This window comes from Sulfuricystis thermophila (assembly GCF_004323595.1).
In the GTDB taxonomy this organism is placed as follows: Bacteria; Pseudomonadota; Gammaproteobacteria; order Burkholderiales; family Rhodocyclaceae; genus Sulfuricystis; species Sulfuricystis thermophila.
Genome location: NZ_AP019373.1, coordinates 2,117,939 through 2,131,755 on the forward strand (window position 1 = coordinate 2,117,939; position 13,817 = coordinate 2,131,755).

At 63.6% G+C, this 13,817-nt stretch carries 13 protein-coding genes; 7 read left to right on the plus strand and 6 right to left on the minus strand.

What is annotated here, in order from left to right:
- Positions 1 to 2 precede the first annotated feature (2 nt).
- From M52SOB_RS10695 to M52SOB_RS10705, 3 genes are all read right to left on the minus strand, one after another.
- Positions 3 to 806: a CbbQ/NirQ/NorQ/GpvN family protein gene (locus M52SOB_RS10695; RefSeq protein WP_131111794.1), complete on the minus strand. Its 804-nt coding sequence runs from the start codon at positions 804 to 806 to the stop codon at positions 3 to 5.
- A 77-nt stretch (positions 807 to 883) separates the two neighbouring features.
- Positions 884 to 2,269, minus strand: a complete 1,386-nt coding sequence (locus tag M52SOB_RS10700; protein ID WP_131111795.1) for a ribulose-bisphosphate carboxylase — start codon at positions 2,267 to 2,269, stop codon at positions 884 to 886.
- 105 nt (positions 2,270 to 2,374) lie between these two features.
- The gene (locus M52SOB_RS10705; protein ID WP_131111796.1) at positions 2,375 to 3,151 is read right to left on the minus strand and encodes an HAD family hydrolase; all 777 of its coding nucleotides are present in this window, start codon (positions 3,149 to 3,151) and stop codon (positions 2,375 to 2,377) included.
- Positions 3,152 to 3,336: 185 nt separating this feature from the next.
- Between M52SOB_RS10705 and M52SOB_RS10710 the strand changes: the two genes are divergently transcribed.
- Positions 3,337 to 4,257, plus strand: a complete 921-nt coding sequence (locus tag M52SOB_RS10710) for a LysR family transcriptional regulator (RefSeq protein WP_131111797.1) — start codon at positions 3,337 to 3,339, stop codon at positions 4,255 to 4,257.
- 24 nt (positions 4,258 to 4,281) lie between these two features.
- Here M52SOB_RS10710 and M52SOB_RS10715 read toward each other — a convergent pair whose 3' ends face one another.
- The 3 genes from M52SOB_RS10715 to M52SOB_RS10725 are packed head-to-tail and all read right to left on the minus strand — an operon-like array spanning position 4,282 to position 8,474.
- Complete coding sequence (locus M52SOB_RS10715; protein ID WP_131111798.1) at positions 4,282 to 4,767, minus strand: hypothetical protein; 486 nt, start codon at positions 4,765 to 4,767, stop codon at positions 4,282 to 4,284.
- Positions 4,764 to 5,321, minus strand: coding sequence for a thioredoxin family protein (locus M52SOB_RS10720; protein WP_131111799.1), 558 nt, complete (start codon positions 5,319 to 5,321; stop codon positions 4,764 to 4,766). The genes M52SOB_RS10715 and M52SOB_RS10720 overlap by 4 nt, the downstream gene beginning before the upstream one ends.
- A 12-nt stretch (positions 5,322 to 5,333) precedes the next feature.
- Positions 5,334 to 8,474, minus strand: coding sequence for a DUF748 domain-containing protein (locus tag M52SOB_RS10725; RefSeq protein WP_131111800.1), 3,141 nt, complete (start codon positions 8,472 to 8,474; stop codon positions 5,334 to 5,336).
- Positions 8,475 to 8,511: 37 nt separating this feature from the next.
- Between M52SOB_RS10725 and M52SOB_RS10730 the strand changes: the two genes are divergently transcribed.
- The 6 genes from M52SOB_RS10730 to M52SOB_RS10755 all read left to right on the plus strand — a co-directional run bounded on the left by M52SOB_RS10730 (position 8,512) and on the right by M52SOB_RS10755 (position 13,798).
- Positions 8,512 to 9,243, plus strand: a complete 732-nt coding sequence (locus M52SOB_RS10730; RefSeq protein ID WP_131111801.1) for a 16S rRNA (uracil(1498)-N(3))-methyltransferase — start codon at positions 8,512 to 8,514, stop codon at positions 9,241 to 9,243.
- A 259-nt stretch (positions 9,244 to 9,502) separates the two neighbouring features.
- Entirely contained in the window at positions 9,503 to 11,026 is a 1,524-nt protein-coding gene (gene pap, locus M52SOB_RS10735; protein ID WP_131111802.1) for a polyphosphate:AMP phosphotransferase, read from the plus strand.
- Complete coding sequence (gene argA, locus M52SOB_RS10740) at positions 11,023 to 12,363, plus strand: amino-acid N-acetyltransferase (protein ID WP_131111803.1); 1,341 nt, start codon at positions 11,023 to 11,025, stop codon at positions 12,361 to 12,363. Before pap ends, argA begins: the two co-directional genes overlap by 4 nt.
- A 35-nt stretch (positions 12,364 to 12,398) precedes the next feature.
- The gene (locus M52SOB_RS10745) at positions 12,399 to 12,671 is read left to right on the plus strand and encodes an oxidative damage protection protein (protein WP_131111804.1); all 273 of its coding nucleotides are present in this window, start codon (positions 12,399 to 12,401) and stop codon (positions 12,669 to 12,671) included.
- A gap of 525 nt (positions 12,672 to 13,196) precedes the next feature.
- A complete protein-coding gene (locus M52SOB_RS10750; protein WP_131111805.1) occupies positions 13,197 to 13,493 on the plus strand; it encodes a type II toxin-antitoxin system RelE/ParE family toxin in 297 nt (98 codons plus the stop codon).
- Between the two features lie 5 nt (positions 13,494 to 13,498).
- The gene (locus M52SOB_RS10755; RefSeq protein WP_131111806.1) at positions 13,499 to 13,798 is read left to right on the plus strand and encodes an addiction module antidote protein; all 300 of its coding nucleotides are present in this window, start codon (positions 13,499 to 13,501) and stop codon (positions 13,796 to 13,798) included.
- The last annotated feature ends 19 nt before the right edge of the window (positions 13,799 to 13,817 follow it).

Here is a 13,817-nt window from a genome sequence, read left to right on the forward strand (position 1 = left end):
CCTCAAACGAACGTGGCGTCGATGGCGTGGTCGAGCGTGGCGCGGATGTCGGCGTCATCGGTGATCGGGCGCACCAGCGCCATGCGGCAGGCATCGGTCTCCGGCACGCCGCGGCGGATCAAGGTCGCGGCATAGACCAACAGGCGCGTCGAGATGCCTTCATCCAGGCCGTGGCCTTTGAGGTTGCGGCCAATCTCACCGATCTTGACGAGCTTTGCCGCGGTGCCTTCCGCGAGGCCCGTTTCCCTGGCGATGATCGTCGTTTCGAGCTCCGGCGGTGGATAGGTGAAATCGAAGGCGGTGAAGCGCTGTTTCGTTGATTGCTTCAAATCCTTCATCAGGGACTGATAACCGGGGTTGTAGGAGATCACCAGCTGGAAATCGGGATGCGCCTCGACGAGTTCCCCTTTCTTGTCGAGCGGCAGCACGCGACGATGATCGGTGAGCGGATGGATGACGACCGTGGTGTCCTGGCGCGCCTCGACGATCTCGTCGAGATAGCAGATCGCACCGATCCTCGCCGCCGTGGTGAGCGGGCCGTCGAGCCAGCGCGTGCCGTTGGCATCCAAAAGCCAGCGGCCGACCAGGTCGGAAGCCGTCATGTCCTCGTTGCAGGCCACGGTGATCAAGGGCTTCTCGAGCTTCCAGGCCATGTATTCGACGAAGCGGCTCTTGCCGCAGCCGGTGGGGCCCTTGACCATCACCGGCAGCCGCGCGGCATAGGCTGCCGCGAAGAGCTCGACCTCCCTGCCCTGCGGCTGGTAAAAGGGTTCCTGCTTGACGAGGTATTGCGTCTTGTCGGTCATCTCGTTATCCGATCAGAAAAGTCAGGAATTGCCAGCGAAAAATCCCCGCCGCAGCGGGGAGAGTGCCCGAAATCGACTTACTTGTGGATGCCGAGCTTTTCGCGCCAGCCCGGATAGAGCTTGTCGGCGTCGTGCGGGAAGGATTCGAAGGCGCGGGCGAATTCCTTGTGTTCCTTCGCCCATTCGATCGGATCGGCCTTGGCCTTCCAGCACTCGTAGGCCTGGCGCAGGCTCTTGGCGCCGGCGGCCGGGGAATCGATGTGACCGTAGGAGCCGCCGCCCGCGGTGTTGATGACGTTGCCGTGGCCGAGGTTCTCGAAGAACCCAGGCAGGCGCAGCGCGTTCATACCGCCGGAGATGATCGGCGTGGTCGGCTTCATGCCATACCACTTCTGGTAGTAGGCCGGGCCCTGGAACTCGTCACGCTCGATGATGTAGGCGATCGCACGGTCATCCTTGTCGCCCTCCATCTTGCCGTAACCCATCGTGCCGACGTGAATGCCGGAGGCACCTTGCAGACGGGCCATCTTGGCCAGCACATAGGCGGTGTAACCGCGCTTGCTCTGCGGCGAGGTGACCGCGCCGTGACCGGCACGGTGGTAGTGCAGATACTGGTTCGGGAAGTAACGGCGCGCCGTGGTGACCATGCCGGGGCCGCCGACGTAACCATCGACCAGAAAAGCCACCTTGTCGGCATCGGGGCCGAAGGTTTCGAGGATGTATTCGCCGCGGGCGATCATTTCGTAGTGATCGTCGGCGGTGATGTTGGCGGAGAAGATCTTCGCCTCGCCGGTCTCGTCCATCGCGCGCTTCATGGCATCATAAATGAGCGGCATCACCTTCTTCATCGGGCAGAACACCTGGTTGCCCTGCGGCTCGTCGTTCTTGATGAAGTCGCCGCCGAGCCAGAATTGATAGGCCGCCTGGGCGAAGGGTTCCGGGCGCAGGCCGAGCTTGGGCTTGATGATGGTGCCGGCGATGTAGCCGCCATCCTTGATCGGGCGGCCGAGGATGCGCCAGAGGTCGGAGATGTCCTTGGCCGGGCCGTCGAACAGCTCGATGGCGCGCTTGGGCATGTAGAAGTCATACATCTTGGCGTATTCGATGTCGCCCATGCCCTGGTTGTTGCCGATGGTCAGCGTCAGGAACGAGACCATCATCATGCGACCGTCGGTGACGTTGCGGTCGAAGAGATCGAGCGGATAGGCGATGCGCATCTCTTCGGTGGCCTCGTCGATGTGATAGACCAGCGCATCGACGCCCTTGGTGAAATCGTCGGTGGTGCACACCTCGACATTGGTGCCGGTCGAGGACTCGGCGGCAAAGTGCGCGGCGGCCTCGAGATAACCATAGCCGGCCTTCGGCTTCATCTTGTAGGCGCAGAGAATGTGCTTGCCGCCCTTGATCAGGTCTTCCTCTTTCAGGGAGAGATCGGCGTAGCGGCTGGATTGATCGAGTGCCATCGTGGGTTTCCTCCGTAAGTGGTGGTGTGTCGTTTTCAGTGAAGCAATGCAAGCATCTTAAGCAAATCGTTCATAAATAACAGTCACGTGTTTTTATCGTGACCATCATCGATTTCTGATGATCTCCTCGTGCCAGAGGCGCAGCAGCTCGACATTGACGAAAGTCTTGCCATGCATGTCGCCGCGCCGTACCTCGCAAGGCTTGTCGGGTTCGCCCAGGTCGGAGAGCACTGCGAAAGCCCCCGTGAAATCGTGATCGAGGGTGTATTCGCTCTCGGTCACGAGGGTCGGCAGGCCTGCGGCGAGTGCCGCTTTCAGCCCGTTGGCGGAATCCTCGAAGGCGAGACAGGCGGCAGGCGACAGCTTCATCTTTTCGAGCACCCAAAGGTAGATGTCGGGCGCCGGCTTTTTCTTCGGCACCACGTCGCCGGCGCCGATCACCTCGAACCAGGACTCGGCCTCTGGTGCAAGACTGGCCTTGAGCAGACTCGTGACGTTCTCGGGCGTCGTCGTCGTGGCGATCGCCAGCCGTAACCCCGCCGCGCGCGCTTCGCGCATCAAGCGCGCCACGCCCGGCTGAAGCGGAATGCCGCCTTGGTCGATCAGTTCCAGGTAGTGCCTCGTCTTGGCGGCATGCAGCGCCTTGATCCGTTCATCGGCATCGGCCCGCTCCAAAAATTCCGGATAGTGCTTCTCGCAGAAGAAGCGGATACGTTCCTTGCCACCCGTGACCGCGAGCAGTTCGCCATAGAGCGCGGCATCCCAGTGCCAGGGCAGACCGGCCTCCGCAAACGCGGCATTGAAAGCCAGACGATGGCCGTCGCGCTCGGTATCGGCCAGCGTGCCATCGACATCGAAGATCAGGGCTTGCAGTGTTTCCATGACGGCGAAAGATAGCCATCAATGACCATAAGCAACAGTCACGATTTCTTATCTGGATGATAAGATCGAAATGAGACAAAATCGGCACTGAAACCGCGAACAGCGGAGGGGAGCCCGCCGTGGGCGGGGGCGTAGCGCCCGTGAGCGGTGCCAAGAGGCACCCGTGGCAGCCTGGAGTGGATGAAATGAAGCACGTCACCTTGCGTCAGCTCAGGGTCTTCGAGTCCGTCGCGCGTCATCTGTCGTTCTCACGCGCGGCGGAAGAACTGCATCTGACTCAACCGGCCGTGTCGATGCAGGTCAAGCAGCTCGAAGAGCTGGCAGGACTGCCGCTCACCGAAATGATCGGCAAGAAGGTCTATCTCACCCAGGCGGGGGAAGAAGTCGCGCGTCATGCCCGGCGCATCGCCCAGCAATTGCGTGAGGCCGAAGAAGCGCTCGATGCCTTGAAAGGCGTCAAGGGCGGCCGTCTGTCGATCGGCGTCGTCAGCACTGCGAAGTATTTCGCACCGCGCCTCTTGGCCGAGTTCCGCCGTCGTCATGACGGCATCGTGCTGGATCTGCGCGTCGGCAATCGCGAGACGGTGGTGCATCAACTCGCCGACAACGAGATCGATCTGGCGATCATGGGCCAACCGCCGCAGGAATTCCCCACCGTCGCCGAACCTTTCGCCGATCACCCGCTGGTCATCGTCGCCTCCCCTGATCACCGGCTGGCACGGCTCGCCCGCGTGACACCGGCAGACCTTGCCGCAGAGACCTTCCTGATCCGCGAGCCCGGCTCCGGAACCCGCGCGACGATGGAACGCTTCTTTGCCGATGCCGGCATCGCACCGCGCCAGCTCCTCGAACTCGCCGGCAACAACGAAACGATCAAACAGGCCGTGATGGCCGGCCTGGGACTAGCCTTCATCTCCGGGCACAGCGTCGCGCTCGAATGCGAGGTCGGCCGGCTGGTCCAGCTGCCGGTCGCCGGCACGCCGGTGATGCGCCGCTGGTTCGTCGTGCAGCGCGCCGAGAAGGAGCTGCTCCCGCTCGCCGCAGCCTTCCGCGCCTTCCTGCTCACCGAGGCGCCGGCGCTGATGGGCGCGAAAACCGCGCACTGAAAATCGGCGCTGGATAGAGGGCACTTATTTTCTTGGCGGCGCCTTCCACAGCGTGACGGTCACGCCCAGTTTGCCGACGAAGGCTTTGGCGTAGTAGCCATCGAGCCGCAATCGCGGTCCGCCCTCGGGCAGCGCGGAGAGGACGATGTCGGTCAGTTGTGCATCGGTGAGCTGTGTTGTCCCTTCGGCATGCCAGAGTTTGATGTGGCCGCAGGCGTCGCGGTCGACGAGCAGCGCCCGGTCTTTCACTGCGGCCGGCAGCCGGATCAGCACGCCTTCCGGCAGTTCATAGGCGCGCGCCGGGCCGAACTCGGTTGGCCGCTCCGGCCCGCCTTCCGGCGTCGCGCTCGCCATCAGCTCGAGGGCCGTGTCGTCGTCGAGCCGGCTTTCCCCTTCGCCATGCCAGACGACGAAGCCCTGCGGGCCCTGCTGGATCAGCAGGACATTGTCTTCGGCATGGGCAAGCCATGCACAGCAAAGCGCCAGCGCGGCGAGCAGGAGGCGCTTCATGCGGCTTTCCACTTGATCGAGCAGCCGATGCTCGGAATCTGCTCGCGCGGGCCCTGGCCGGTCTGGGCGATCTGCTTCATCGCCTCGAACAAATCGCGGCGTACGCCTTCCGGTGCGGTCTCCTTGCGCGACTCATCGAGCCGGCCGCGGTATTGCAGTTCGAGATTCGCATTGAAACCGAAGAAGTCGGGCGTGCACACCGCGCCGTAGGCCTTGGCGACTTCCTGTGTTTCATCGAGCACATAGGGAAAGGGAAACTGCTTCTCGCGCGCGATCCTCACCATGTTGTCCCAGGAATCCTCGGGGTAGTCGCTGGGGTCGTTGGACATGATGGCGATCGAACCGATGCCGTAGTGCTTCAGCTCCTGCGTGTCGCGCACGATGCGGTCGATCACTGCTTTCACATACGGGCAGTGGTTGCAGATGAACATCACCAGCAGTCCATTCGGCCCGCGCACTGTATCGAGGGTGTAGCGCCGGCCATCGACGCCGGGCAGATCGAAATCGACGGCCTTCCAGCCGAAATCACAGACAGGGGTTGGGGTGCTGACCATTTTTTCTCTCCTTCAGTGGTTGGTTTTCGCTGTTTCCAGTGCCATGCGCAGGGCGATGCCGCGTGCCGAGACTTCTTCCGCCTTCGCCTTTTCCGCGGCGGCGACGGTGAGGCGCGACGCCGGCACACCCGCGGATTCGAGCAGCACGCGCAGTGTATTGCTGCGTTGCTGGGCGAGCTCCTGCAAGCGGGCATCCGGAATCTCCTCGCGCTCGCGCAGGCGCTCGAACAGCACGGCGTAGAAATCGGCGCCTTTCAGGCGTCCGATCTCATCCTCGCTCAGGGTCTTCTTCTCGCGCAGCAGACCGGAAAGCCTCGAGATGAACTTGCCGGCGACGCTCTCCTCGAGCTGGCCGGGATTGGCCTTGCGGAAACCCTCCTTCAGCGCGGCGAGATCGGCGGCGCCGAAACGTTCCTTGTAGAGCGCTTCGAGCGCCTCGCGGATTTTCGGCTGCTGGGTCGAGATTGGACCGGGATCGCCGGTCTCCGGCACGGACTGGCCGGAGCGCGCCAGCACGGTGCGACGCAGGCGCACATCCTGCAACGCGGTGCGGTCGGCATCGGCATACACGCCGGTCAGCATGAGCGAGAGCTTCGGCCGTTTGCCCAGCGCCGTCGCCAGTTTCATCGCCTTTTCGCGCTCGGGGGGCGTAAGTTCCAAAGCGCCCGGCTCGAAAGTGATTTCCTCGAGCTGCTCGCCACTGCCGAACAGCGCGCCGAGCGCACGGAACGGCGCCGTGACGATCTTGGTGATCACGTTGGTGATCGCCTTCCAGATCAGCGCGCCATAGCTGAATTGCGGATCGTCGAGACTGCCGGACACCGGCAGGCCCAGATCGATGCGGCCATCGGCATCCTGCAGCAGGGCGATCGCCAGATCGAGCGGCAGATCCTTCGCCGTCGGGCTCTCGACGCGTTCGCCGAGAGTGAGCCGATCCATGATCACCTGGTTGTCGCCGGTGAGCTGACGCTGTTTGATCCTGTATTCGAGGTCGAGCGAGAGCTTGCCGGAATCGATCTTGCGCCCGGCGAACGTCGCCATGTAGGGGGTGAGCCGCGTCATTTCGATGTTGCGGAACTGCACGCGCATGTCGAGGCCATTGGTCGGGTTGCCGAGCTCGACCTGGCCCGCGGCGCGCGCCATGCCATATTCATCGACGGCGCCTTCCAGCTCGATCTGCCCCACCGCGCCGGGCCGGTTCGAGAGGCCGGCAATGCTGCCCCGCAAGTCATGGATGCGCGTGGCGAAGGGCAGGATCAGCGATTCGTCGGCGAAATCCATCTCGCCCTTGATGAAGCGCAGCCGGTCGATATTCACCGTGAAAGTCGGCGCTGGCGGAGCGGCACTCGGTGGGCTCTGCGCCGCGGCGGGCTTCTCTTCGCTTTGCGCTTTCAGCACCCGTTTCACGTTAATGTTCTTTTCCTTGTCGATCAGCAGCTGGGTATCGAGGCCAGCGAGCGTCAGCTCACCGAGATCGAGCCGGTTCGGTGCAAAGGAAAAGCGCCGCGTGGCCAGGCTCTTCCAGGCCAGCAGCGGCTTGCTGCTGCCCGGTTCGCTCAGGCGCAGGTCCTTGAGCGCGAACTCGCCTTTCACGTTCGGGCCCTTGTCGTCGTAGAGCGCCCGGCCGAGCAGCGACAGCTTGCCATCGGCCAAGGTCAACGTGGTTTTCGCGGCGAGGAAAGGCTGGGCGGGTTTGAGCGCCAGGTCAGCGAGCCTGAATTCGACATCGGCGGCGGCAGCCGCTGGCACGACCCTGCCCTGCGCTTCGAAGCGACCGCCGCTGGCGAAGTCGAATGACAACTTCACCGGCAGCGGCGCGCTCATGTCTTCACTCAACCCTGTGGTTTCCGCCGCGACATGCTCGAGCACGAGCTCGAACGCGGGCTGGACGCTCGCATCGACGAGGCGCAAACCGAGATCGGCGACCTCGACCTTGCCCACCTGATAGCGCCAGAGCGGTGCTGCTTCGCTGACCGAGGCGGCGGCCTTGTCTGCCGGCCGCTTGCCGGCGCCCAGCGCCTTCAGCGCTTCGACGAGTTCGATACGCCCTGCCCGGTCACGCTGCAATTCGACGCGTCCGCCTTCGAGCCGAACTCCGCCGACCGATGCCCGGCGCTCGGCCAGCCTGACCTGGATGTCCTCGGCGTGCAGCGCTGCGAATCGGGGCGACGGGTCGACACCCGGCAGCGCGAGCCGACCGTTGCCGACGCTCACCGCGGCGATGCCGAGCTGCTGGTCGGCGAGGCGGAAGCGGCCGTCCTCGAGCTCGATCGCTTCGACGCTGGCCACCGGACCGGCGGCATCCTTGAGCGCGATGCGCAGCCCGATCACTTTCGCCTGAAGATGGTCGACCGCCGCATCGAAGCGCTTGCCGTCATTGCCCGCCACTACCTCGGCGGACAATGCCAGCACCCCTTCCGGCGGCACGGGCAGCGCGTTCTGCAGATAGGGCGCCAGCTTGGCAAGCTGCAGATCGGCCAGCGAAAGGGTGCCGGCGACACGCAGCGGATCGAGATCGATCTTGCCCGCCAACTCGATCTGCGCACCAAGCGCCGTGCGTGCCGTGAGCCGGTATTGGCCTTCCTGGTCCGGCAATGTCGACAGCTCCTTCAGCTCCAGATCCAGCGGTTCGATGCGTGTGCTGAAACCCGCCGCGGTGCGCCGACGGTCGGCATAGTCGAGGCGACCTGCGGTCAGCACGAAGCTGCGAATCGACAGCCGCGGCAGGCCCTTTTTTGCCTCGGGGCTTTCTTCCTTGCTCTTCAGCGCGTCGAGCAACGGCGTCCAGTTGAGCCTGCCTTCGGGCAGTTCGACGAGCGTGGCCGCCGGTGCGTCGAGACGGATCGCGTCGAACACCAGCGCGCGCTGCGTGAGGCTGGCCGCCGAAATATCGACCAGCAGGCCGTCGAAGGCCAGCAGCGGTTGTCCACTCGGGTCGACGAGCTGCAGCTTGCCCAGACGCAGGCTGAGCTCGAAGGGGTTGAACTCCGGTGGCTCCATCACGAGCCGATGGCCGGTCTTTTCGGCGATGAATTTCTCGGCCTGCCAATGGAGGAGGCGCGGCAGCGCCTGCCAGAGGAACAGCAGCGTGACGATGACGAAAACGCCTAGGGCAAGCGCGATCTTCTTCAACACGGACCACGAGAGTTTCATCGCTTAAGCCGTTCAGTCGTTGTGGAATAATGCAGTCATGATACCGCGCTTCCACTGCCCCGCTCCGCTGGCGCCCGGTGCGCTCGTCGAGCTGCCCGAGACGGTTGGCCATCATGCCCTGCGCGTGCTGCGCATGAAAAGCGGCGATCATCTCATCCTCTTCGATGGCAACGGCGGCGAGTGGCGCGCGACGCTCAAACTCGGCGCTGGCGGCACGGCACAAGCGCTGTTGGGCGAATTCGCCGCGATCGAACGCGAATCCCCCTTGCAGGTCACACTGGCGCAAGCATTGCCTGCCGGCGACAAGATGGACTGGATCGTCGAGAAATGCGTCGAGCTCGGTGTCGCCGCGATCCAGCCGCTCGCCGCGAAGCGCAGCGTGATGCGGCTCTCTCCGGAACGCATGGCGCGCCGTGTTGCGCACTGGAATGCGATCGCCCGCACCGCCTGCGAACAATGTGGCCGCAACCGCGTGCCAGCGGTCATGCCGGTCCTTGACCTGCCTCAATATCTGGGGACAGCGCAGGCGCAAAATGCCTGTCGTCTGCTGCTCGAACCACAAGGCGAGGACACGCTCCGCTCGCTGGCCAGGCCAACGGCGCCGGTCGTGGTGATGGTGGGGCCTGAAGGCGGCTGGGAGGATGCGGAGCGTTCGGCTGCACACGCCGCTGGTTTCACCGTGCTGCGGCTCGGGCCACGGGTATTGCGCACCGAGACCGCCGGTATGGCGCTGTTGGCGGCGCTGCAGGCGCTGGGGGGCGACTTTTAACGTGAGATCCAAAGCAAAAAAATGAGCCAGCCTTTGTGGCGCGACGTCCATCAACGATCGCGGCGAAGCCGCGCAAACAGTCTCCCCTCCCGGGAGGGGCGGAGGCGGAGTTTCGCGAAGCACTGCTTCTCCGCCTGCGCCGGCCGGCCGTGCAAAGCCGGCCGTGGGACAGGCGGGGGGTGGCAGGTGTTTATTTTGCGCAAGGGTATTTCATCCTCCGTGGGTGATGGCTGCCTTCAAGCGCGTTAGGGAGGATGAATTGTTCGAATCCGCAGAAATCGGCCACAAGATCGACAAGGCCACCTGGAAGAGCACGGTGCCGCGACTGCGCACCGATTTGCTCGACGCACAATACGAGCTCAAGGAGCAGGGCAAGTTTCCGGTGATCGTGCTGGTTTCCGGCCAGGATGGCGCCGGCAAGGGCGAGACGATCAACCTGCTCTACGAATGGATGGACCCGCGCTTTCTGTCGACGCTGGCGTTTTCCGCGCCCACCGACGAGGAGCGCGAACGGCCCGTGATGTGGCGCTACTGGCGCGCGCTGCCGCCGAAGGGGCGCATCGGCATCTTCGCCGGCTCGTGGTATTCGGGGCCGATCCACGAGCGCATCGCCGGTACCCTGAAGCAGGCGGCGCTCGATGCGAGCATCGACCAGATCAACCGCTTCGAGCAGATGCTCGTCAATGAAGGCGCGCTGGTGCTCAAATTCTGGCTGCACCTCACCAAGGAAGGCCAGAAGCGACGCTTGAAGGCACTGGAAAAAGACCCGCGCACCGCCTGGCGGGTGACGAAATGGAACTGGGAGCGCTTGAAGACCTACGACCAGCTGCAGGAAGTCGCCGGCCATGTGCTGCGCATGACCAACACGCCCTGGGCGCCGTGGATCATCGTCTCGGGCGAAGACGAGCGCTTTCGCGGCTTGACCGTCGGCAAGATCCTCCTCGACGCGATCAGGAAACGGCTGGCCGAGCAGGAAAAGCATTCCACCCCCGTGGCACCGCCGATCCAGCCGAACATCGATGGCCGCGACGTGATCACCGAGCTCGACCTGACGCAGAAGCTGTCCAAGAAGCAGTATGAGACCCAGCTCGCGCACTGGCAGGGACGCCTGTCCGAATTGGTGCGCGATCCGCGCTTCCGGAAACATTCGCTGATCTGCGTCTTCGAAGGCGTCGATGCCGCCGGCAAAGGCGGGGCGATCCGCCGCGTCGCGACGGCGATGGATGCCCGCCAGTACCAGATCGTGCCGATCGCCGCGCCGACCGAGGAAGAACGCGCCCAGCCCTATCTGTGGCGTTTCTGGCGGCACGTACCGCGCAACGGACGGGTGACGATCTTCGACCGCTCCTGGTATGGCCGGGTACTGGTCGAACGCATCGAGGGCTTTTGCGGCGAGGCCGACTGGCTGCGCGCCTATTCGGAAATCAACGACTTCGAACACGAGCTCGCGCAGGCCGGCGCCGTCATCGTCAAGTTCTGGCTGCAGATCAGCAAGGAAGAACAATTGCGACGTTTCAAGGAACGCGAGAAGACCGACTACAAGCGCTTCAAGATCACCGACGAGGACTGGCGCAACCGCGAGAAATGGGATGACTACCACCGTGCGGTCTGCGACATGGTCGACCGCACCAGCACCGGCACGGCGCCCTGGACGCTGGTCGAGGCGGAAGACAAGGCCTATGCGCGCGTCAAGGTATTGCGTACCATCTGCGAACGGCTCTCTGCGGCACTGGCAGGAGAAAATCCCGCCGCCAGCGATAAAGGAAAGAAAGGCAGGCAATGACGGAATCGAACGAGGCAACGCTCAGCGACGAACGACTGGTGGCCTGGGTACGCCAGGCGGCACCGTACATCCATGCCTTTCGCGGCCGCACTTTCGTGATCGCCTTCGGCGGCGAAGCGCTCGAGGATCGCGCCAGCGCGCAAGCCCTGATCCACGACATCGCGCTCCTCGACAGCATGGGCATCCGCCTCGTACTGGTGCACGGCGCGCGGCCGCAGATCGACGCCGAAATGGCGGCGCGCGGCCTCAAACCCCGCTTCCACAAGGGGCTGCGCATCACCGATGCCGCCGCGCTCGAATGCGTCAAGCGCGCGCTGGGCGTCACCCGCATCGAGATCGAGGCGATGCTCTCGCAGGGTCTGCCGAACACGCCGCTGGCCGGCGGCTTCCTGCGCGTCACCGGCGGCAACTTCATCTCCGCCAAGCCGGTCGGCGTCGTCGATGGCATCGACCATCACTACACCGGCGCGGTGCGTAACGTCATCGCCGAGGAAATCCAGGCCGACCTCGCCCAGGAAAACGTCGTGCTGATCTCGCCGATCGGCGCCTCGCCCTCGGGCGAGATCTTCAATCTCGCCTGGGAAGAAGTCGCCGAAGCGGTCGCCAGCGCCATCCACGCCGACAAGCTGATCTTCCTCTGCGATGCGCCGGGCCTCGTCGACCGCAAAGGTCAGCGCATCGACGCCCTCACCGCCGACGAGGGCGAGGCGCTGCTCAAGAAGCGCATCAAGCAGTCGCCCGAAGTGACCCGGGTGCTGCCGGGCGCGCTGCGCGCGGTGCGCGGCGGCAAGGTCGGCCGCGTGCACTTCCTCGACCGGCGGCGCGACGGCGCAATGTTGATGGAATTCTTCACGCGCGACGGCATCGGCACCGTGCTCACCCATGCACCGCTCGAACGCATCCGCGATGCGACGATCCATGACGTCGCCGCGATCCTCGCGCTGATCGCGCCACTGGAAGCGGACGGCACGCTGGTCAAGCGCGGCCGCGAGCGCATCGAAATGGAGATCGAGCGCTTCTCGGTGCTGGAGCTCGACGGCACGGTGGTCGGCTGTGCGGCGCTGTATCCGTTTTCGGATGCCAAGGCTGGCGAACTCGCCTGTCTGGCGGTGATGCCCGAATACCGCGAGATCGGCTATGGCGACCGGCTGCGGCGCCACATCGAACAGCGCGCGAAAAAGCTGGGCTTGAAACGCCTGTTCGTGCTGACGACCCGCACCGCACATTGGTTCACCGAACGCGGCTTCGTGCCCACCGATGTCGGCGCGCTGCCCGAGCAGCGCCGCGAGCTCTACAACTTCCGGCGCCGCTCGAAGGTGCTGGTGAAGAATCTGTAGAATGAGGATTCCAACCCGCGAAAAAGGAATTCCCCATGGCCAGAACCGTCAAATGCGTCAAGCTCGGCCGCGAGGCCGAAGGTCTCGATTTTCCGCCGCTGCCCGGCGAGCTCGGCAAGCGCATCTTCGAAAACGTCTCGAAAGAAGCCTGGCAGCAGTGGATTCGCATGCAGACGATGATCATCAACGAAAACCGTCTGAACCTCGCCGATCCCTCACACCGCAAATATCTCGCCGAACAGGTTGAAAAGCACTTCTTCGGTTCCGGCGCCGACCGCGTTCAAGGCTACGTACCACCGCGCAGCTGAACGAAGTCTTACGAAGAAAAAAGTGCTTTCGGCGGAGGCTAACGTGAGCGCAAGCGAACGTTAAGCGCAGCGGCCGGAGCCAAAAGCACTTCTTCGGCGCTGGCGCCGACCGCGTTCAGGGTTACGTACCGCCGCGCAGCTAAGGCACATCTCGCGGAGAGAAGGTGAAACCCCTGCGAAACGCCGTGAGCGGGATGGGATGCAAGGCGCACGGAGCGCAGCGACCGAGACATACCTGGTAGGTAGGCGAGGGAGCGAGTACCGCGCAACGCAGCAGACCGCCCGCGCAGCCAGTTTCGCAGGGGTTTCAAAGTGCTTTCGGCGGAGGCTAACGTGAGCGCAAGCGAACGTTAAGCGCAGCGGCCGGAGCCAAAAGCACTTCTTCGGTTCCGGCGCCGACCGCGTTCAGGGCTACGTGCCGCCGCGCAGCTGACTAGCGCTGCCAAGCCGCTTGCTGAGCGGCGTGTCTTTTCAATATCCTTTGCTTCCGTTTGACACGATGTAGCCTATTGGCTACATTATTGCATGATCGAGATTCGGAAGACCGACCTATTTGCCGAGTGGCTCGATGGACTTCGTGATATCCAGGGGAGGGCCCGAATCCAGGCCAGGATCGAAAGGCTTGCGGCCGGGAATCCTGGCGATGTCGAGCCCGTTGGCGAAGGCGTTTCAGAATTACGTATCGACTACGGACCGGGCTACCGGGTGTATTTCAAGCAGCGCGGACGCAAGCTGATCATTTTGTTGGCAGGCGGTGACAAGAGCACTCAGGCCAAGGACATCAAAACAGCTTTGCGTATCGCCAGAAACCTTTTGGAGTAGCTGCAATGGCAAAGATCGTCACCACTCGCTACGACGTTGCAGAACACCTCAGAACGCCTGAAGAAATGGCCGCCTATCTCGAAGCCTGCCTAGAAGAAGCGAACGGAGATGCGGCCTTTATCGCCAAGGCGCTCGGCGACATCGCTCGCGCAAAAGGAATGGCACAGGTTGCCCGCGACGCGGGTCTTTCCCGCGAAAGTCTCTATAAGGCGCTTTCGGGCGAACGTAGCCCGAGCTTCGACACGATCCTCAAGGTGATCAGCGCCTTGGGATTGAAATTGCATGCCGAAGCCAGTCACGGCTGACAAGCGGCCACCGTCTGCA